Here is a 19,611-nt window from a genome sequence, read left to right as displayed (position 1 = left end):
TCAGCTCAGGGGCGGGGATGGGCGGTCATGCCCCCCATACTGGCCAGAACGGCCGCCGGCTGCTGCGACAGCGGTGGTGGCAACCAGTGACCGCCTCGCAGCACCCGTCGCTGCGGTGAGCGTGCCAGCACCTCGCTCCAGGAGCAGGCCGCCAGCACGACCAGGTCCGCCGGCCCCCCCTGGCGCAGCACCCCGTCCCAGGGAAGACGCAGCAGCCGCGCCGCTTCGGTGCTGAAAGGAGCCAGCCCCTGGCGCAGCCAGGGGGCCTGATGGCTGGCGGCCACGCTGAAGCGCAGCACCTCGATCGGATCGAAATCGCTGCCGGGGAACCAGGGATCCTGCACGTTGTCGCCGCCGATGGCCACCAGCACCCCGGCGGCCTGCAGTTGGCGCACCGGCGCCTGGGGCCGCAGCCGCGGTGTGCAGCCCGGCCTGCGATCCAGCAACCAGTGGTTGGTGCCCGGCAAGGCCACCACGGCCACACCAGCGGCGGCGAGCTGATCGAGCAGGGGCCTCAGTTGCCGTTCCGGTAACAGCGCCAGGCTGCTGGCGTGGCTGCAGGTGATCGGCACGGAACAGGGCTGGTGGCGCAGTGCCTGGAGCAGCATCCGCACGCCACGGGCCTGACCCTGGTCGCTTTCGTCGATGTGCAGATCGATGCCGCAGCCGTGGCGCTCCGCCAGCCTCAGCAAAGCCTCCAGGGCCCGCTGGTCGTCGCGGCTGGGGCGATAGGGCGGGCCGAGCACACCACCGAGCAGTCCACCCGTCGCTGCGACCCTTGCCGCCAGGGCCTCGCCAGCCGGAGTGCCCCAGTGAGCCAGGGGCACCAGGGCCACCAGCTCCAGCTCCAGCCGATCGGCCCAGCGGAGGCGAAGCGCCTCCAGGGCCTGCCAGCTGGGCTCCCACCAGGCACCGAGGCTGTCGATGTGGCTGCGCATCGCCCGCAGGCCCTGCCGCCAGGCCCGCTCCAGGGCCCGTTCGCCCCGCCCGTGAATCTGCTCCTGGGTGCGTTCGTTGGCCTCGTTGCGATTGGCTGCCATGGCACCGGCGATCGTCCCGGACCGGTTGGCATGGCGCGCCCAACTGAAGGCTTTATCGAGGTGGGCGTGGGGTTCCACCAGGGGTGTGAGGGCCAGGGGCAGGGCGGCGGGATCGAGCCCGTGGTGGGGGCAGCCTGGCCAGGCCTCGATGGCCGCGATACGCCCATCGACACAACGCAGACGGACGGCCACCAGTCCATCGGCATCCGCTGCGGGCAGGCCCGTCAGGCCCGGATCGAGAAGCTGGCGCGGCAGCTGCAGGTCCAGGGCGCTAGGTGGGGCTGTCTGGTCAGGGCCGGCTTCGGGATTCAACGCCTGGCCTCCTTCTCCTGACCCTTCGGGTCTGGGCGGCGTTCTTCACCGGCCTCAAGCACCCAGAAGTGTCCAGCCATGGCCAGGGTCGAGACGGTGTAGTGGGGCAGCCGCCAGTTGGGCAGGAGCTGCTGGCCACCGATCTCGGTGCTGTAGAGACTGCCCACTCCGAAATCGATGCGGCGACTCTGGCTGCGGGCCAGCTGGCCGAGCACTCCGTGCTGGGCCCTGACCAGGCCATGGCAATCACTGATCACCAGTCGGATCATCAGCGGCAATCCCTTCTCGCTGCAGAGCTCTTCGGAAGCCATCGCCGCCAGCCGATCGCCGGCAAACCGTTCGAACTCGTCGGGGCCGGGGTTGGTGGCCGCCAGGCCAGCGACCCCCAGGAGCACCACGGGCAGGCCCACGAGCCAGGGTGTCAGCGATCGGGAGGGCAAGCGAGGTGATGACGCGGGTGCACAGGTTCGCAAAGTTCAGCTCTGGGGAGGGACCGGCGCTGCGGCTCCGGCTGGAACCGGTGGTGCATCGGCCTTGAGAAAGTCCTGAGCTCGGCACTGGCTGTAGCGGGAAACGGCCTGCTCCTGGAGCGCATCGCCTTTCAGGAGAGCGGGATTGCGGCGGCGCAGCTCGGCCAGCTGTTGCTGCTGCTGGGCTTCCAGCACCATCCGCCGCGCCCGGTGGCGAGCCTCCCAGCGTCGCCGCCGCTGCGACTCCGCCTCCCTCCAGGCCGCGAGAGCCGCCTCGTAACGCTCCCGATCGAGTTCCTGGTCTTCAGGCCGATAGCGAGCCTCAAGCTCCTCATCAGGGGGCTGTGGTCGTGGTGCGGGGGTGTAAGCCTCCAGGCGCTGATCGGCGAGGGTCTGCCGGGTGCGGCGCAGCTCCGTCACCAAGGCGAGCATGGGCTGGCGCTGCTGACGGCAGCGGGCCAGATCGGCCTGCAGCCGTTGCTGAGCCTGCTCCCGTCGCCGCCGTTCCTGGGCTGCCTCTGAGGCCAGGCGCTTGTCCACACCGGGCAGGCAGCGCAGCTCGCGCCAGGGCCCCAGCAGGGGAGGTCCCGAAGCAGCGGCCAGGTTGCGGCAACGCTGCCGGCCAGCCTCACTCACCCCAACCCCTGCCAGGGCACAGCTGCTCAGCAGCAGGGACAGGGCCAGCAAGGGCGTGACCAGGCGGAAGGGTCTCGCGACCAGACCGTCTCCGGCAGGGGGTGGGTCAGGGGAGGGGAAGCGACCGGCAGCCACGCGGTCTAAACCTGCATTGGATCGGCATGGACGCTAGAGCCCGAGCCGGGCGATGGGTTGACTCGTCCCAGGGCACCCTGCCGGCACGCCATCCCGGCAGGGTGGTCATGCGCTGTGGTGCAGCCTGTGCTGATGTAAGTTCTGCCTACCCACGGCGGGCGTCGCCAAGTGGTTAAGGCAGCGGCTTGTGGCGCCGCTATTCGGGGGTTCGAGTCCCCTCGCTCGCCCTCTTTCAGACCGGTGGCTTGTCCACCGGTTTTTTGCTCTGAAGCGTGATCGAGTCGCAAGCGCTGCAGGGGTGCCTTGTCGTTTCGCTTTCCGTCTCCGGCTTCGGTGGACCAGGCGATTCCTGTGCCATGGAGCGTGTCTGAGACGCATCGTGCATGGGCCGGTTGGACCAGCCCCGAAGTCCTGATCAGGAAGCCTCTGTCTCCTGATGCTGGCCCCCCAGGACATCCAGGAGCCGATCGGCACCCGGCCAATCCCGCACCGGATCAGCGCAGACCAGCCCGGTCTCCTGCTCCACGGCCACCATGGCCGCAGCGGCCTGATCGGCGCTGAGATGGGCGGTGTTCAGAGCAATCGCCGCCACCCGAGGCGGGGGTGTGAGCCCCGGACGTCCCAGGGCAGCCACCGCTTCCAGGGTGGCGATCAGCTCGGCCAGCGCGGGCAGGGCAATGCTGGGGTGGCGCTGGATCGTGGTCTGGCCGGCCCGATGCACCAGCAGCAAGGCCGTGGGCTGGCTGCCACGCAGCAGGGGCAGGGTGGCGGTGGAGCCGGGGTGGCAGAGGGATCCCTGCCCTTCCACAACAAGCAGTCCCTGGCTGTCCAGGCCATCCGCCGCTGTCAGCACGGCCTGCTCCACCGCCCCGGCGGCGTAGTCCACCCGCACCGCATCAAGGGGAATGCCACGGCCGCTGATCAGGATGCCGGCCTGACCGGTGCCCACGAACCGGGCCGGCAGACTCCTCCTACCTGCGGCGGCGACCAGCTCCAGGCAGGCACTCATCTTCCCGACCGCCATGTCACTGCCCACCGCCAGCACCCGCCGGCAGGGCAGGGTCGCCGCCCGGGCCGATCCCACCACCAGGCCGGGTGGCTCCTGCCGCAGATCCCAGATCCACTGGCCGGGCTGCAGCCGCGCCGCCAGCTCCGGATCGTCGCCAAGGCGACTGTGCAGGCCACTGGCCACGCACAGGCCCGCCTCCAGGGCCGCGGCCACATCCCCCCAGAGTGCCGGCGGCAACTTGCCGCCGGCGGGGGCCAGACCCACCACCGCCACGCGAGGTCCGAGCGGCAACGCCTCACGGAGGCTGGCCAGAACCGGCAGATCCCGGGGGATTCCTGTCAGCTCCTGAACGCGGCGACCGGCGTTCTCCGGGTCAATCACCGCCACGATCGGCCCATGGCGGTAGCGCAGCATCGCCAGGCCGGTCTTGCCGCCCAGATCCGTGAGCCCGCCGTGCTGCAGCAGCACGATCGGTGCGTCGTCCGTCAGCACGGCAGGTCCCCTAGCGAGGTTTCGGCAAGCCCTCCGTCCACCCCAATCCCCGGGCGATCGGACGGCCGCAGCTGGTCTCCCTCAAGGTCTGGCCCCAGGAAGGGATCGTCGACAAGGTTGAGGTGGCTGTCCAGATCGGGCCAGCGCACCAGTGGCAGCAGCTGGGACGCGGCGCCGTTGAGCAGGGCCGCATCGGAATAGCAGCCGAGCATCACCCCCAGTCCAAGCCGCTCGGCTGTGCGGGCCATCAGCAGGGCCTCGCTCAGACCACCACTCTTGAGCAGCTTGATGTTGATGCCGTCCACGTAGGGGGCCAGCCGCAGCAGATCCTCCACATTCCAGCAGCTCTCATCGGCCACCAGCGCCATCGGACAGTCGAGCTCCAGGGCGGCGAAGCCAGCCGTGTCCGCCTCCGGATCGCTGAGCGGCCCCAGGGGCTGCTCCACCAGCACCACGCCCTGGTGCTCCAGCCAGGGCAGCAGCGACCGGGCCGTTTCGAGGCCCCAGCCACCGTTGGCATCCACCTGCAGCTCACAGGGCTGCCCCGTGACCTGGCGGCGGCGCTCCAGGGCCACTGCCACCGCCTCCACCAGCTGCCGGTCGTGATCCGGCCCATCGGGGCTGCCGAGCTTGAGCTTGATGCGGCTGGCCGGCATCGCCTCCCACCAGCGCTCCAGCCGTGCCAGAACCGCCGCCACCGTTCCCAGGCCAAGGGTCACGCTGGTGGGCTCGCCGGCCTGGCGGTCCAGACCCCAGAGGCGCCAGAGGGGCTGGCCCAGCCGCTGCCCCCACCAATCCCAAAGGGCCAGGTCGACGGCGCAGCGCGCCGGCGGTGAGAGGTCTGCCAGCAGGGGCTGCAAGGCCTGCATCGGCTGGGGGGCCAGAGGCTCGATCCGGGGCAGGAACGCCGCGAGTTCTACCGCCAGTGTCTCGGTCTCGAAACAGCGGTGGCCGGTGTCGAACCCGCCGGTCTCCCCACGACCGATCACGCCCTCATGTTCGATCTCCAGCAGCAGGTGCTGCACCGCCGCCGTAGTGCCGCGGCTGATCGCCAGCGGCACCGCCTTGGTGAGGGTGAAGCGGTGTAACAGGCAGCGCATGCCAGCCAACAGCCCGTCAGGACAGTCAGATTGGAGTCACGCTGACACAATCACCGACGAGGCACCACATCGGTAACAGGAAGCACAGATTCGCGGGCCGAGGTGGCCTCAGATCACGGCAATCCAGACCCCTGCGATCCGCACCTTTGCGGCCCTGTTCACTCCATGCCCCATAGCGATGCGACCGCCTCGGCTATTCAGCAAATCCTGGAGGAGGTACACGCCCGCTTCCTGAACCTGCGTGACGGCGCTCCAGCTGACTACATCCCGGAGCTGGCCAAGGCTGATCCCGATGACTTCGGCATCGTGATCGCCACCACCGATGGCCGGGTCTACGAGGTGGGACAGACCCGCAAACTGTTCACGATCCAGTCGATCTCGAAGCCGTTCGCCTACGGCCTGGCCCTGAAATTGCTCTCGGCCGATCACATGCAGACGAAGGTGGGCGTGGAGCCCTCCGGCGACGCCTTCAACGCCATCAGCCTCCATCCGGTCAGCGGAATTCCCCGCAACCCGATGATCAATGCCGGCGCCATTGCCACCACGGCCCAGATCTGGGCCCACGATCCGGAGCGGGCCGAATCGATGCTGCTCGATTTCCTTTCGGACATGGCCGGCCATCGCCTGGAGGTGGATGAGGCGGTATTCCGTTCCGAGCGGGACACGGGGCACCGCAACCGGGCCATCGGCCATCTGCTGCGCAACTTCGATGTGATCAATGCCTCGCCGGAGCCCGGCCTGCAGCTCTATTTCCGCCAGTGCGCGGTGAAGGTCACCTGCCAGGACCTGGCGGTGATGGCGGCCACCCTGGCCTGCCAGGGCCGCAACCCACGCACCGGTGTGGTCACCCTGGACCCGGCGATCACCACCAATGTGCTGGCGGTGATGGGCAGCTGCGGCATGTACGACTACACCGGCCAGTGGCTGTACAACGTGGGCATGCCGGCCAAAAGTGGTGTGGGCGGCGGTGTGATGGCGGTGGTGCCCGGACGGGTGGGCCTGGCCGTCTACTCGCCGCCCCTCGATTCCTTCGGCAACTCCAGCCGCGGCATCGCCGTGTGTGAGGAGCTCTCCCATCGGCTGGAACTCCATCTGTTCGACCAACCCGCCCGCAGCGGCACCACGATCCGCTCCTCGGCCACCGGCAAGAACCGCTACTCGCGCCGATGGCGGAGCGCCGCCGAATTCGGCCATCTCGATCGTCATGGGGAGCGCATCCGGGTGCTGCAGGTGCAGGGGGTGCTCGATTTCGCCGCGGTGGAGGAACTGTTGTCTCACCTGGAGGCCAGTGTCATCTCCGAGTCGTTTGTGGTGATGGATCTGGCCCAGGTGGTGGGCCTGCCGTCGATCAGCGCCGGCCTGGTGCTGAACCAACTGGAGCTGCTGGCCCAGCGCGGCATCCGCTGCCTGCTCTGCCGGGGCGAGCATCTCGAGGGTTTCTGGCCAGGGGAGTCAGACACCCTTCCCCCCGACTGGTTCACGAGCCTCGACACGGCCCTGGAAACAGCGGAAAACCTGCTCCTTGAGAAGCTGCGGCTGGAAGACGCGCCAAACGCCCTGGAGTCCAACACGATCCACCTGCTCGAGGTTTTGCCGGAGGCCAGTCGGGCGGTCCTGGAACCATTGCTGGAACGGCGATCCTTCACCAAGGGTGAGCTGGTGTTCCGCCGTGGTGATGCCGGCCAGGAGCTGTTCCTGATCGAGGCGGGTTGCTTCAGTGCCGGTGAAGAACTCCAACCCGGTAAACGCATCCGTTTTGCCACATTCAGCACCGGCGTGAGTGTGGGGGAGATTGCCTTTCTCAATGGCACACCCCGCACCGCGGACATGGTGGCCGAGGAAGATGGCAGCTGCCTGGTGCTCCAGCGCGAGGCCTTTGACCGGTTGCATGAGGAGCGGCCGGATTTGGTGATCGAGATCCTGCTGGCCCTGCACGGGGATCTAGCCCTGAAGCTCCAGCGTGCCAACCAGCAGCTCTCGCTGCTGGAGCAGCGCTGAGCCTTCCAGAGCCCCACGGCGGTTGATGTCCGAAACTGGCGTCATGCAGGCCCCCTCCCGCCCCCAACACCCCGTCCCCGCAGAGCCGCTCTCTGCTCCTGTGCTCGACCCGGCAAAGCCACAGCAACGCGGCAGCTACTGGATCACCACCTTTGGCTGCCAGATGAACAAGGCGGATTCCGAGCGGATGGCAGGGATCCTCGAAGCGATGGGCTACGCCCCCGGCCGTGATGAACACACGGCCGATCTGGTGCTCTACAACACCTGCACGATTCGCGACAACGCCGAGCAGAAGGTCTACAGCTACCTGGGCCGTCAGGCCCAGCGCAAACGCGCCAACCCCCATCTCACCCTGGTGGTGGCGGGCTGCGTCGCCCAGCAGGAGGGGGAAGCGCTGCTGCGCCGGGTGCCGGAACTGGATCTGGTGATGGGTCCGCAGCACGCCAACCGGCTCGACACCCTGCTGAGCCAGGTGGAGAGCGGCCAGCAGGTGGTGGCCACCGGCGATCACCACATCCTGGAGGACATCACCACGGCCCGGCGGGACAGTGCGGTCTGCGCCTGGGTGAACGTGATCTATGGCTGCAACGAGCGCTGCACCTACTGCGTGGTGCCTTCGGTTCGGGGCGTTGAGCAGTCGCGCCGCCCCGAGGCGATCCGCCTGGAGATGGAAGGGCTGGCGGCGCGGGGTTACCGGGAAGTGACGCTGCTGGGCCAGAACATCGACGCCTATGGCCGCGATCTGCCCGGCATCACCCCCGAGGGGCGCCGTCAGCACACCCTCACGGATCTGCTCCGCTTCGTGCACGACGTGCGGGGCCTTGAGCGGATTCGCTTCGCCACCAGCCATCCCCGCTATTTCACCGACCGCCTGATCGACACCTGCGCCGACCTGGAGAAGGTGTGCGAACACTTCCACATCCCCTTTCAGAGCGGCGACAACGACGTCCTGCGGGCCATGGCCCGCGGCTACACGGTGGAGCGCTACCGGCGCATCCTCGACCGGATCCGGGAGCGCATGCCCGATGCCGCGATCAGCGCCGATGTGATCGTGGGTTTCCCCGGTGAGACCGATGCCCAGTACCGGCGCACCCTCGATCTGGTGGAGGAGGTGGGCTTCGATGCGGTCAACACCGCCGCCTATTCCCCCCGACCCAACACCCCCGCCGCCGCCTGGCCGGACCAGCTGAGCGAAGCAGTCAAGGTGGAGCGCCTGCAGGAGCTCAACGCCCTGGTCGAGACCCAGGCGAAACAGCGGAGTGCGCGCTACGCCGGCCGCTGCGAAGAGATCCTGGTGGAGGGCTCCAATCCCAGGGATCCGGCTCAGATGATGGGGCGCACCCGCACCAACCGGCTGACGTTCTTCCCGTCCAGCCGGCCTGATGGCAGCGTGATAGCTCCTGGTGATCTGGTCTCGGTGCGGATCGATCAGGTGCGTGCCTTTTCACTCAGCGGCGCCGTGCTCTGAAGCGATCGCTGATACCTTTGGCCCCTCTTCTCTGCCTCGATGGTCGTCGCGCCCACCCACCTCGGCCTGGTGTTCGGGGGGGCCTCCGGTGAGCACGCCGTGTCGATCCGCTCCGCCAACACCGTGGTGTCGGCTCTGCGCCGCGGTGCCAACGCCGAGCGCTATCGGCTCAGCTGCTTTTACATCGATCCCCAGGGCCGCTGGTGGCCGCCGGACGTGGCCGAAGCCGTGCTGGCCAAGGGAACACCTGCCGAACCCGGCGACCTGCCCCAGGCGCCCTCCCGCCCAGGCTTCCAGGGCTTTCCACCGGGTGCTCTGGAGGTGGAGGTGTGGATCCCCGTGTTGCATGGCCCGAATGGGGAGGACGGCACCATCCAGGGCCTGTTCACCCTGATGGGCGTTCCCTTCGTGGGCTCCGGCGTGCTGGGTTCCGCCGTGGGCATGGACAAACAGGCGATGAAGGCCGCCTTTGCCGCCGCCGCCCTGCCCCAGGTGCCCTACGCCTGCGTCGATGCCGCCGAACTCGCTGAGAACTCCGAGGCCCTCTGGACCCGCCTGGAGCAGCAGCTCGGCTATCCCTGCTTCGTCAAGCCCGCCAACATGGGCTCCTCGGTGGGAATCAGCAAGGCGGTCGACAGGCCAAGCCTGATCGAGGGCCTGCGCCAGGCCGCCGCCCTGGATCACCGGCTCGTGGTGGAGCAGGGCGTGGTGGCCAGGGAACTGGAATGTGCCGTGCTGGGGGGTGGAGCCAGGCCGTTGCAGGCATCGGTCGTGGGCGAGATCCGCTTTGATGCCGACTGGTACGACTACACCGCCAAATACAGCGAAGGTCTCAGCCACACTGTGATCCCAGCCGCGTTGGCACCCGAGGTGAGTGAGCGGATCCGCAACCTCGCCATCGCCGCCTGCCGCGCCGTTGGGGCCACAGGCCTGGCCCGGGTGGATTTTTTCTACGACGAGGCTGGTGCTGAGCTGCTGCTCAATGAGATCAACACCCTGCCGGGCTTCACCTCCCAGAGCATGTACCCGATGCTGTGGCAGGCCAGCGGCTTACCGCTTGAGGAGTTGTTGCATCAACTGGTGCAGGGCGCGAGAGAATGGGCTATGGCATCGGCAGCTGGAGACCCAACCCCATGACGCACGGCCTGCTCTGGCTTCCCCTGCTGCTGATCTTCATTCTCCTGCCGGCCCTGGGCTGGCTGGAGCGGCGTCGCCAGCACCTCTTCCGCACCTGGGCCGCCGGTTCGGAACTGGCCAAGCTGGATGGCTGTGGTGCCGCACGGCTCAAAGAGGGGGTGCTGAGCTGGAGCCGTTTTGAAGCCGGCACTCTCAAGCAGGCGGATGCCTTTCCGATCAAGCAGCTCGAACTGGTGGAGCTGCTGTCGCTCCATTCCGGTGAAGCGCCGCTCACCGATGAGAGCCATGGCAGTTGCCGGCTGCGGCTGGTGGGCGATGGCCGGCAGATGGATCTGCCCTTCTCCGATGCCGATCGGGCCCGCCGCTGGATGGATGAACTGATGGCGCGTTCCCGTTGCGACCTGTGAAAGCAGGCTCCCTGCAACCGGGGGTGGAACGGCGGCGTGAGCTGCGGCGCCAGCGTCGCCAGGAACGCCTCCGGAACACCTGGCGCCTGTTGGTGCTCAGCGGCCTCACCGCCGGCCTGGGCTACGTCCTGTTGCGCCAGGGCTGGACCCTCACCCGGCCTGATCAGGTGGAGGTACTGGGCAGCCGTCAGGTGAGCCGCGAGCAGGCCATCCAGGCCGCCGGCCTGCGCTTCCCACAGCCGTTGCTGACGGTCCATCCCCACGCCCTGATGGAGAGGCTTGCGGCGGCCCTGCCGGTGGAGAAGGTGCAGGTGAGTCGCCTGATGCTGCCGCCACGACTCCGCATCAACCTGGTGGATCGCCAGGCCGTCGCCCGTGCCGAACGCCGCACGCCCAAGGGCCTGGAGCAGGGTTACGTGGATCGTCTTGGGAACTGGATGAGTGCCCGCCAGAAGATCGGCGTCCCGTCGGCCGAGGTGATGGGCCTCAAGGTGGTGGGATGGAACGAACGCCATCGTGGCTCCCTGACGCAGCTGCTGGAGAATCGCCAGGCGATTGGGCCAGATCTGCGCCAGATCCGTTTCGAGCCGGATGGCTCCCTCTGGCTGGATACGGCCAGTCTTGGCCGCATCCGCCTGGGTCCGATGGACGGACAGTTGGAGCGCCGCCTGGCGGTGCTGCGCCACCTGAAAGAGGAGCTGCCGGCCCAGGTGAAGGGCCGACGGGTGCAATCGATTGATCTGAGCGATCCGAACCAACCGGAACTGGGCCTGCCGGCTCCAGCCCGTGGTGCGTCGGCCGCCAATGCTCCGGGGGCACCGGCGCCGGTACCGATCGGTGCCCAGTGAGAGGCCTACGGCGGTTTCCTGAGCTGGTTTTGGCCAGCACACCCACACAGGCCCTTGTCATTTCAGGGTTTCAACAGGAATCTGTTCAGTTCGATTCGGTGCTGGGCGCCTTCCGCCGACATAATGCAGCCGCAGACCAACGGCAACTGCCCTCCGATGCACCTCCGATGCAGCATGACCAGGACCGACAGTTGCCCCTGCCGGCCCATTGCGGCCATGCTGGACTACAGGTCGACGCCGACTTGAGACAGACACTCGTGAGCAGCAACGGCATCGTCCCCAGTCAGTCCGCCCGTATCGAAGTGATCGGTGTGGGTGGAGGCGGAAGCAATGCCGTCAACCGCATGATTGCCTCCGACCTCCAGGGGGTCGGCTACAGGGTGCTCAACACGGATGCCCAGGCGCTGCTCCAATCTGCAGCCCAGCAACGGGTGCAGCTCGGCCAGAAGCTCACCCGTGGCCTCGGTGCAGGTGGTAATCCCGTGATCGGTCAGAAGGCCGCAGAGGAGTCGCGCAACGAGCTTCTGGAATCGCTTCAGGGTTCGGATCTGATCTTCATCGCCGCTGGCATGGGCGGCGGCACCGGCACCGGGGCAGCGCCGATCCTGGCCGAGGTGGCCAAGGAGTGCGGTGCCCTCACGGTGGGCATCGTCACCAAACCCTTCAGTTTCGAGGGTCGCAAGCGCATGCGTCAGGCTGAGGAGGGCATCGCCCGCCTTGCCGAACATGTGGACACCCTGATCGTGATCCCCAACGACCGGCTGCGGGAGGCCATCGCCGGGGCTCCTCTGCAGGAGGCCTTCCGCGCCGCCGACGACGTGCTCCGGATGGGCGTCAAAGGCATCAGCGACATCATCACCCGCCCTGGCCTGGTCAACGTCGATTTCGCCGACGTGCGCTCGGTCATGTCCGAGGCCGGCACTGCTCTGCTGGGCATTGGAGTGGGGTCGGGTCGCTCCCGCGCCATCGAAGCCGCCCAGGCCGCCATGAGCAGCCCCCTGCTGGAGGCGGCCCGCATCGACGGAGCCCGCGGCTGTGTGATCAACATCAGTGGGGGTCGGGACATGACCCTCGAGGACATGACCACCGCCTCTGAGGTGATTTACGACGTGGTCGACCCTGATGCCAACATCATCGTCGGCGCCGTGGTGGACGAAGCCATGGAGGGCGAGATTCACGTGACCGTGATCGCCACAGGCTTCGACAGTGGCGGTCCCTACCGCGTGGAGCGCCCGGCGGTGACCCAGTTCACCCCTGCCGAGACTCTCAATGCCGACAGTTCAGACCAAGGCGCCAATATCCCCGCTTTCCTGCTCAAGCGCCAGACTCGCGCCGACTGAGTTCCTGCTGCCAGAAGGCGATCTGGGAGGAATTTTCACAACCTAGACATCCGCTTGAACCAGTGGTTGAGACGAGTTCTCTTCCAGTCCAGACAGCAGTTGTTCAACAGGCAGCTGTCAGGAACCTCCCTGGTTTCCTGGTTGCTACCGCTTGAGCGGAGCAATGTCTGAGAGGCCAGGTTCTGAGTGAAGGGACCATCACTCCGGCTGGAGGAGTCTCTCGCTCCAACAGTTGCCGGACTTCACTCTCCTGTTTCCCCTCCGATGACTTATCCGGAGGACTGTTGCAATCGAATGGGTGACCCGGAGTCCACGCCTGCTCTGAGCATCCCGTGTGGCTGCTCCCTTCCGGTCCTGACCAGATTTAGGCGTCAGGGCCGCGTGGGTCCGAGTCGAGGTAATGCTAGCAATGGGCCCTCCGCTGCCGTTCCGCCGTGCCCCTGCGCCCCGGTGATCTGCTGAGCCGCAAGCAAGCCGGCCTGCCGATCGCCATCCTCACCGCCTGGGATGCCCTCTCCGCGGCCCTGGTTGAGGAGGCGGGGGCCGATGCCGTGCTGGTCGGCGACTCCCTGGCCATGGTGGTGCTGGGGCATCCCACCACCCTGCCGGTGACGCTGGAGGAGATGCTGCACCACTGCCGGGCGGTGGGGCGGGGTCTGCGGCGGCCGCCGGCCCATCAGCCGCTGCTGATCTGCGATCTGCCATTTCTCAGCTATCAGTGCGGTCCCGATCAGGCGATGGCGGCGGCCGGCCGGGTGCTGAAGGACAGTCCGGCCGCCGCTGTGAAGCTGGAGGGGGCCGAACCGGAGACCCTGGCCGTGATGGACCGGTTGGTGCGTCATGGCATCCCGGTGATGGGGCATCTCGGGCTCACCCCCCAGGCCGTGCACCAGCTTGGCTATCGCCAGCAGGCAAACGATCCAGCCAGCCAGGAGCAGCTGAAGCGGCGTGCCAGGCAGCTGCAGGAGGTCGGCTGCTTTGCCCTGGTGCTGGAACATGTGCCATCGGCTCTGGCCACGGAACTCAGTCGGCAGCTGCTGCTGCCGGTGATCGGCATCGGCGCCGGCGATGGCTGTGATGGCCAGGTGCGGGTCACCGCCGATCTGCTTGGTCTGACCCACCGCCAGCCACCCTTCAGCCCGCCGCTGATCGATGGCCGCGGCCTCAGTGTGGAAGCTCTTCGGGGCTGGGTCGCGGGGCTGAACGCTTCGCCTGCCGCTCCTCCCACCCCTGATACCAGTCCAGCAGCTCCCGCAGCACCGCATTGCTGAGGGCAAGCCCCTTGGGATCGCTCAGGCGCCAGCGGGGGCCCTCGATCAGCAGCTGCCCGCCCTCCAGGAAGGACTGCAGTCGCTCTTGCAACGCGATCAGATCAGCTGCCGCCAGCCCATGGGAGCGGGCCAGTGCGGCCAGATTCACCCCCTCCCGCCGCCGTAACCCCACCAGCAGGCGCTCATCCAGCGGCATCCCCATGCTCTGGCTTGCCCCTGCGGCATCGGCGTTGTTCGGATCGGCTGCCGCGGCCAGCCAGGTGGCATAAGTCTCGCGGGTGCGAGGGCGGGCCAGCCGCGCGCCATCGGGAGCGCTGGTGGCCCCCATGCCAAAGCCCCACCAGCCGCCTCCGCTCCAGTAGACGCGGTTGTGGCGCGAGGCATGGCCAGGTCGGGCGTAGTTGGAGATCTCGTAATGGCCGTAGCCGGCAGCCTGAAGCCGCTCCCAGGTGAGCTCCATCAGATCCGCACCAAGATCCCCGTCCGGCAGATCCAGATTCCCCTGCTCCAGGCGACGGGCGAACACCGTGCCCGGCTCCACGATCAGGTCATAAATCGACAGGTGGGGAGGCTCCTGGGCCACCGCCGCCTCCAACTGGGCCCGCCAGTGGCGTTGCACCGCCTCAGCGGCCCCAGCAGCGGTCTCTGAGGCCTCTGGGGCCGCCAGCATCAGGGGCAGACCCTGGATCAGATCCAGGCTCCAGCTGCGCAGGCTGCCGCGTCGTTGGGCGGCGGCCAGCCAGCCGCAGGCCTCCAGCAGATCAGAACGGCGGTGCCGCCGCCCCAGGCCCGCCAGCACGGTGTCGTCGAAGCTCTGGCCCCCCAGGCTGACCCGGTTGATGCCCGCCGACAAATAGCCCTCCAGCCGCGTCTGATCGAAACTGGCCGGATCGAGCTCCAGGCTGAGTTCGGCGCCTGCCGCCAGCCCATAGCGCCTCTGCAGCGACGCCAGCAGCCCCTCCACCTGCTCCGGCGTCAGCAGCGACGGTGTGCCGCCGCCCAGGTACACGGTGGAGAGGGATGGCCCCGGGGGCGACGCGGCGATCTCCGCCTCCAGCAGGGCCAGATAGGCGGGAATCGAGGGTGAGCGGCTGCCATCGGCCCGATCCCCCAGGGGTACCACCGGGAAGTCGCAGTAGAAGCAACGGCGATGGCAGAAGGGAATGTGCAGATAGGCACTGCGCGGTGGCCATGGCCATGGGGCCGTCATGGGCGGTTACCTGGCGCAGCCAAACAGGCGGGGATCCGGCATGCTGCCCGCACCTGCACATTGAGCCCCACCGGGCGGATGCTGGACACCCTCATCCTGATCCTGTTCCTGATCTCCGGCGCCGCCACCGGCTGGCTGGGCGTTGATCTGCTGCCCGAACCGCTGCTGCTGCAGGTCACCAACCTGGAAGGTCTGCGCTGGGTGATGGGGGGCTTCGGCGCCTTCTTCGGGCTGATCGCCGGTATCTTCTTCGGCCAGCTGCGCCGCCGCCTGATGGCCCAGGTGCGCAGCATGCCCACCGATCTGCTGGTCAGCCGGGCGGTGGGGCTCATCCTCGGTCTGCTGGTGGCCAACCTGTTATTGGCTCCGATTCTGCTGCTGCCCCTGCCGTGGGAAGTGGTGCTGGTGAAGCCATTGGCGGCAGTGCTCAGCAACGTGTTCTTCGGTGTGTCCGGCTACAACCTGGCCGAGGTGCATGGCCGCACCCTGTTGCGCCTGTTCAATCCGTCCAGCACCGAAGCGATGCTGGTGGCCGATGGCGTGTTGCAGCCCGCCACGGCCAAGATTCTCGACACCAGTGTGATCATTGACGGCCGCATCCGTGGCCTGCTGGATTCGGGGCTGCTGGAAGGCCAGGTGATCGTGGCCCAGGCCGTGATCGACGAGCTCCAGGCCCTGGCCGACTCCGGCAATGCCGAGAAGCGCGGCAAGGGGCGCCGCGGCCTCAAGCTGCTCACCGAACTGCGCACCGACTACGGCCGGCGGCTGGTGGTGAACAGCACCCGCTACGAGGGCGCCGGCGCCGACGACAAGCTGCTCGCCCTCACCGCAGACACCGGCGGCACTCTGTTGACCGCCGACTACAACCTGGCCCAGGTGGCCCAGGTGAAGCAGCTGCGGGTGCTCAACCTCAGCGAGCTGGTGATCGCCCTGCGTCCCGAGGTGCAGCCCGGCGACGGCCTGCAGCTGAAGATCGTGCGCGAGGGCAAGGAGGCGGCCCAGGGGGTGGGCTACCTGGAAGACGGCACCATGGTGGTGGTGGAAGACGCCAGCGGTCGCATCGGCGAACGCCTGCCGGTGGTGGTGACCGGGGCTCTCCAGACTCCCTCCGGTCGCATGGTCTTTGCCCGCTGCGAACCGCAGCCCTCTGGCGGCAAGACGGGCGGAAAGCCGACCCCCACAGCCCCTCGCGGCAGCCAGACCAACCCCCGCTAGGCTCCTGGCCAAGCCTCAGGTGCTCAGCGGATGTCGGTGTCGGCCCCCTACTACGGCGATTCAGCCGTCCTGCGCACGCCGCCGCCGGACCTGCCCAGCCTCCTGCTGAAGGAGCGGATCGTCTATCTCGGTCTGCCTCTGTTCTCGGACGACGATGCCAAGCGGCAGATGGGCATCGACGTGACTGAGCTGATCATTGCCCAGTTGCTCTACCTGGAGTTCGACAATCCGGAGAAGCCGATCTTCTTCTACATCAACTCCACCGGCACCAGCTGGTATTCGGGTGATGCCATCGGCTTCGAGACCGAAGCCTTCGCCATCGCCGACACGCTCCGCTATGTGAAGCCGCCGGTCCACACCATCTGCATCGGCCAGGCCATGGGCACGGCCGCCATGATCCTGTCGGCCGGCACGAAAGGCCACAGAGCCGCCCTGCGTCATGCCTCGATCGTGCTGCATCAGCCCCGCAGCGGCGCCCGCGGCCAGGCCACCGACATCCAGATCCGGGCCAAGGAAGTGCTGCACAACAAGCAGACGATGCTCGAGATGCTGGCCGCCAACACCGGCAAGAGCGTCGAGCAGCTCTCGCGCGACTCCGACCGCATGACTTACCTCACGGCCGAGGAAGCTGTGGAGTATGGCCTGATTGACCGGGTGCTCACCAGCCAGAAGGATCTGCCCGGCCCCGCCAAGGCGGCCGGCATCAGCTGAGCCGATCGGTTTCGTTCCAGTGCGGCCCCGGCCGCCATCCCCCAGTTCCCCTCCGCCACTCGCACGTCGTCATGCCCATCGGCACCCCCAGCGTCCCCTACCGCTTGCCCGGCAGCCAGTACGAGCGCTGGGTCGACATCTATACCCGCCTTGGGGTGGAGCGCATCCTGTTTCTTGGCTCCGAGGTGACCGATGGCGTGGCCAATGCCCTGGTGGCCCAGATGCTGTATCTGGATTCTGATGATAACTCCAAGCCGATTTATCTCTACATCAACTCTCCTGGTGGATCGGTGACCGCCGGCTTGGCGATCTTCGACACCATGCAGTATGTCAAGAGCGATGTGGTGACCATCTGTGTTGGCCTGGCGGCCAGCATGGGCGCTTTCCTGCTGGCCGCCGGCACGAAAGGCAAGCGGCTGGCGCTGCCCCACAGCCGGATCATGATCCACCAACCCCTCGGCGGCACCAGTCAGCGACAGGCCTCGGACATTGAGATCGAAGCCAAGGAGATCCTTCGCATGAAGGACATGCTGAACAACAGCATGGCTGAGATGACGGGCCAACCCTTTGAGAAGATCGAGAAGGACACCGATCGAGATTATTTCCTCAGCGCCGCTGAGGCCAAGGATTATGGACTGATTGATCGTGTGATTGCCCACCCGAGCGAGGCCTGAGCCGTGAAGGATGCAGCGGCATCCTCAGAACAGGAGCAGGGGGCGTCAGCTCATTCCACCAGGAATCTCCTGCCGGGGCTGCCGCTGGTCGATTCACCGTTGTTCCCCACTCTCCGATCCAAGGGTGCGTTTGGCCAATATCTCGCTGCAGCGGAATCCCTTCACAACAAAGGATATGCAATTGTGGATCTTGATGAAGCCACGATTGCAACCTTTGCGGAACCTATCTGCAGCTCCCTGAAGCCATGCTTCGATCTTGCTGCTTGGCGCCACTCGACGGATCACCATTCCCTTCGCATCCAAGATGCCTGGAAGAACGAAGCCAGCGTGAGGCATCTGGCGCTTCTTCCTGAAATCCTCGATCTTCTGGAGACTGTCTATGGGCGCAAACCCTTTGCCTTTCAGACCCTCAATTTTCCAGTCGGAACTCAGCAGCACTTTCACAGTGATGCGGTCCACTTTCACAGTGAGCCAGCCGGATTCATGTGTGGAGTCTGGATTGCCTTGGAAGACATCCACTCCGATTCAGGCCCCTTGGAGTACTTCCCATGCAGTCACCGGCTTCCCTACCTCCAGCTTCGCGATATCGGCAAGCAGGTGTCGGACGACCTCCCAGCCACTCAGGAGATTTTCCATGCTGTCTGGCAGGCCATGGTCCGCAGTGAAGGACTGCAGAAGCTGACCTTCACGCCTCGGCGGGGTCAGGCGTTGATCTGGGCGGCCAATCTGTTGCACGGGGGGGCGGCCGTCAGGGATCGGGGCCTAACGCGATGGAGCCAGGTCACCCATTACTTCTTCGAAAACTGTCTTCACTACACGCCTCTGCACAGCGACTGGCCATGGGGCTCAATCGCCTGGCGCAGGCCCCTGGATGCGGCGACCGGTGCGATCAGACCAGTCACCATCCCCGACTGGAAAGACGATGCTCTGATCGCACGGTTGGCCGACTTCACTCCTGAGAACTATCTGACGGTCAATCCTGATGTGAAGGCAGCGGGGGTGAATCCCTGGGTCCACCTGCTTCGGCATGGATTGCGAGAAAGACGGTCCTGGTGACGTCTGCTTGAAGGATCCCCTTGGGCGCAGCCGTACACTCGCCGTTTGCCCTGCCCGCCGCCGGATGGCCCAGCTCTTCTACGACTCCGATGCTGATCTCAGCCTGCTGAACGGCAAGACGGTGGCGATCATCGGCTATGGCTCCCAGGGCCATGCCCATGCCCTCAACCTCAAGGACAGCGGCGTCAACGTGGTGGTGGGCCTGTATGAGGGCAGTCGCTCGGCCGACAAGGCCAGGGCCGATGGCCTGGAGGTGCTGAGTGTGGCCGATGCGGCCGCCAAGGCCGACTGGATCATGGTGCTGCTGCCCGATGAGGCCCAGAAAGCGGTGTATGAGGCGGAGATCGCGCCGCACCTGAGCGCCGGCAAGGTGCTGAGCTTCGCCCATGGGTTCAATATCCGCTTCGAGCTGATCAAGCCCCCCGCCGATGTGGATGTGGTGATGATCGCCCCCAAGGGCCCTGGGCACACGGTGCGCTGGGAGTACCAGAACGGCATGGGCGTGCCTGCCCTGTTCGCCATCCACCAGGACGCCTCCGGCAATGCCCGCGGCCTGGCGATGGCCTACGCCAAGGGCATCGGTGGGACCCGTGCCGGCATTCTCGAGACCAATTTCAAGGAAGAGACCGAGACCGATCTGTTCGGTGAGCAGGCCGTGCTCTGCGGTGGCCTCAGTGAGCTGGTCAAGGCTGGCTTCGAGACCCTGGTGGAGGCCGGCTACCAGCCGGAGCTGGCCTACTTCGAGTGCCTGCACGAAGTGAAGCTGATCGTCGATCTGATGGTGAAGGGCGGCCTCACCGCCATGCGCGACTCGATCTCCAACACCGCCGAATACGGCGACTATGTGAGCGGTCCGCGCCTGATCACGGCCGACACCAAGGCCGAGATGAAGCGCATCCTGGCCGACATCCAGGACGGTACCTTCGCCCGCAACTTCGTGGCCGAATGCGAGGCCGGCAAGCCAGAGATGACCAAGGCCCGCAATCGCGACGCCGCCCATCCGATCGAGCAGGTGGGCAAGGGTCTGCGTTCGATGTTCAGCTGGCTCAAGGCCGCCTGATCCCGACCCGGCGCCTGTCACC

General features: G+C 66.9%; 18 protein-coding genes, 1 tRNA gene and 1 other RNA gene. 13 read left to right on the top strand and 7 right to left on the bottom strand.

Annotated elements, in window-relative coordinates; translation table 11 throughout:
- Positions 1-5 precede the first annotated feature (5 nt).
- The 3 genes from VB777_RS03140 to VB777_RS03130 are packed head-to-tail and all read right to left on the bottom strand — an operon-like array spanning position 6 to position 2,593.
- Positions 6-1,352 (bottom strand): cytosine deaminase, encoded by a 1,347-nt coding sequence (locus tag VB777_RS03140; RefSeq protein WP_323247064.1) that lies wholly within the window; start codon positions 1,350-1,352, stop codon positions 6-8.
- A complete protein-coding gene (locus tag VB777_RS03135; protein ID WP_231597710.1) occupies positions 1,349-1,792 on the bottom strand; it encodes a DUF4359 domain-containing protein in 444 nt (147 codons plus the stop codon). The genes VB777_RS03140 and VB777_RS03135 overlap by 4 nt, the downstream gene beginning before the upstream one ends.
- A gap of 36 nt (positions 1,793-1,828) precedes the next feature.
- Positions 1,829-2,593, bottom strand: a complete 765-nt coding sequence (locus tag VB777_RS03130; protein WP_197153779.1) for a hypothetical protein — start codon at positions 2,591-2,593, stop codon at positions 1,829-1,831.
- 154 nt (positions 2,594-2,747) lie between these two features.
- On the opposite strand from VB777_RS03130, the gene VB777_RS03125 reads away from it, so the two are divergent.
- Positions 2,748-2,820 (top strand) — tRNA-His (locus VB777_RS03125).
- 188 nt (positions 2,821-3,008) lie between these two features.
- On the opposite strand, the gene VB777_RS03120 is transcribed toward VB777_RS03125, so the two are convergent.
- Together VB777_RS03120 and VB777_RS03115 are read right to left on the bottom strand one after the other, a co-directional pair.
- Positions 3,009-4,094, bottom strand: coding sequence for a DUF1611 domain-containing protein (locus VB777_RS03120; protein WP_323247062.1), 1,086 nt, complete (start codon positions 4,092-4,094; stop codon positions 3,009-3,011).
- Positions 4,088-5,194, bottom strand: coding sequence for a dipeptide epimerase (locus tag VB777_RS03115; RefSeq protein WP_323247060.1), 1,107 nt, complete (start codon positions 5,192-5,194; stop codon positions 4,088-4,090). The genes VB777_RS03120 and VB777_RS03115 overlap by 7 nt, the downstream gene beginning before the upstream one ends.
- Positions 5,195-5,359: 165 nt before the next feature.
- On the opposite strand from VB777_RS03115, the gene glsA reads away from it, so the two are divergent.
- The 6 genes from glsA (at position 5,360) to ftsZ (ending at position 12,392) form a co-directional block, all read left to right on the top strand.
- Entirely contained in the window at positions 5,360-7,192 is a 1,833-nt protein-coding gene (gene glsA, locus VB777_RS03110) for a glutaminase A (RefSeq protein ID WP_323247058.1), read from the top strand.
- 43 nt (positions 7,193-7,235) lie between these two features.
- The gene (gene miaB, locus VB777_RS03105; RefSeq protein ID WP_197153776.1) at positions 7,236-8,660 is read left to right on the top strand and encodes a tRNA (N6-isopentenyl adenosine(37)-C2)-methylthiotransferase MiaB; all 1,425 of its coding nucleotides are present in this window, start codon (positions 7,236-7,238) and stop codon (positions 8,658-8,660) included.
- A gap of 39 nt (positions 8,661-8,699) precedes the next feature.
- Positions 8,700-9,797, top strand: a complete 1,098-nt coding sequence (locus tag VB777_RS03100) for a D-alanine--D-alanine ligase family protein (protein WP_197169606.1) — start codon at positions 8,700-8,702, stop codon at positions 9,795-9,797.
- Entirely contained in the window at positions 9,794-10,204 is a 411-nt protein-coding gene (locus VB777_RS03095; protein ID WP_197153774.1) for a hypothetical protein, read from the top strand. Before VB777_RS03100 ends, VB777_RS03095 begins: the two co-directional genes overlap by 4 nt.
- Positions 10,201-11,052 carry a cell division protein FtsQ/DivIB gene (locus VB777_RS03090; protein ID WP_197153773.1) on the top strand — a complete coding sequence of 284 codons (852 nt, stop codon included), beginning with the start codon at positions 10,201-10,203 and terminating at the stop codon, positions 11,050-11,052. The genes VB777_RS03095 and VB777_RS03090 overlap by 4 nt, the downstream gene beginning before the upstream one ends.
- 167 nt (positions 11,053-11,219) lie before the next feature.
- The gene (gene ftsZ, locus VB777_RS03085) at positions 11,220-12,392 is read left to right on the top strand and encodes a cell division protein FtsZ (RefSeq protein WP_323247054.1); all 1,173 of its coding nucleotides are present in this window, start codon (positions 11,220-11,222) and stop codon (positions 12,390-12,392) included.
- A 297-nt stretch (positions 12,393-12,689) separates the two neighbouring features.
- On the opposite strand, the gene ffs is transcribed toward ftsZ, so the two are convergent.
- Positions 12,690-12,786: signal recognition particle sRNA small type (ffs, locus tag VB777_RS03080), an RNA gene on the bottom strand.
- Positions 12,787-12,832: 46 nt separating this feature from the next.
- Here ffs and panB point away from each other — a divergent pair.
- Positions 12,833-13,663 (top strand): 3-methyl-2-oxobutanoate hydroxymethyltransferase, encoded by an 831-nt coding sequence (gene panB, locus VB777_RS03075; RefSeq protein ID WP_197159099.1) that lies wholly within the window; start codon positions 12,833-12,835, stop codon positions 13,661-13,663.
- Here panB and VB777_RS03070 read toward each other — a convergent pair.
- Entirely contained in the window at positions 13,557-14,873 is a 1,317-nt protein-coding gene (locus tag VB777_RS03070) for a coproporphyrinogen-III oxidase family protein (protein WP_322757540.1), read from the bottom strand. The two genes, panB and VB777_RS03070, sit on opposite strands and share 107 nt — an antisense overlap.
- A 78-nt stretch (positions 14,874-14,951) precedes the next feature.
- Between VB777_RS03070 and VB777_RS03065 the strand changes: the two genes are divergently transcribed.
- The 5 genes from VB777_RS03065 to ilvC all read left to right on the top strand — a co-directional run bounded on the left by VB777_RS03065 (position 14,952) and on the right by ilvC (position 19,589).
- Complete coding sequence (locus tag VB777_RS03065) at positions 14,952-16,088, top strand: PIN/TRAM domain-containing protein (RefSeq protein WP_197153770.1); 1,137 nt, start codon at positions 14,952-14,954, stop codon at positions 16,086-16,088.
- A gap of 30 nt (positions 16,089-16,118) precedes the next feature.
- Positions 16,119-16,799, top strand: a complete 681-nt coding sequence (locus VB777_RS03060; RefSeq protein WP_197153769.1) for an ATP-dependent Clp protease proteolytic subunit — start codon at positions 16,119-16,121, stop codon at positions 16,797-16,799.
- Positions 16,800-16,870: 71 nt separating this feature from the next.
- Positions 16,871-17,473, top strand: a complete 603-nt coding sequence (locus VB777_RS03055; protein WP_323247050.1) for an ATP-dependent Clp protease proteolytic subunit — start codon at positions 16,871-16,873, stop codon at positions 17,471-17,473.
- A 3-nt stretch (positions 17,474-17,476) separates the two neighbouring features.
- Complete coding sequence (locus VB777_RS03050; RefSeq protein WP_197153767.1) at positions 17,477-18,529, top strand: phytanoyl-CoA dioxygenase family protein; 1,053 nt, start codon at positions 17,477-17,479, stop codon at positions 18,527-18,529.
- Between the two features lie 64 nt (positions 18,530-18,593).
- A complete protein-coding gene (gene ilvC, locus VB777_RS03045) occupies positions 18,594-19,589 on the top strand; it encodes a ketol-acid reductoisomerase (RefSeq protein WP_197153766.1) in 996 nt (331 codons plus the stop codon).
- The last annotated feature ends 22 nt before the right edge of the window (positions 19,590-19,611 follow it).

It is taken from the genome of Synechococcus sp. CCY9202 (genome assembly GCF_034931685.1).
GTDB lineage: Bacteria > Cyanobacteriota > Cyanobacteriia > PCC-6307 > Cyanobiaceae > CBW1002.
Note: the sequence above shows the minus strand (reverse complement) of the source record. Positions and strands in the feature narration are given on the sequence as shown.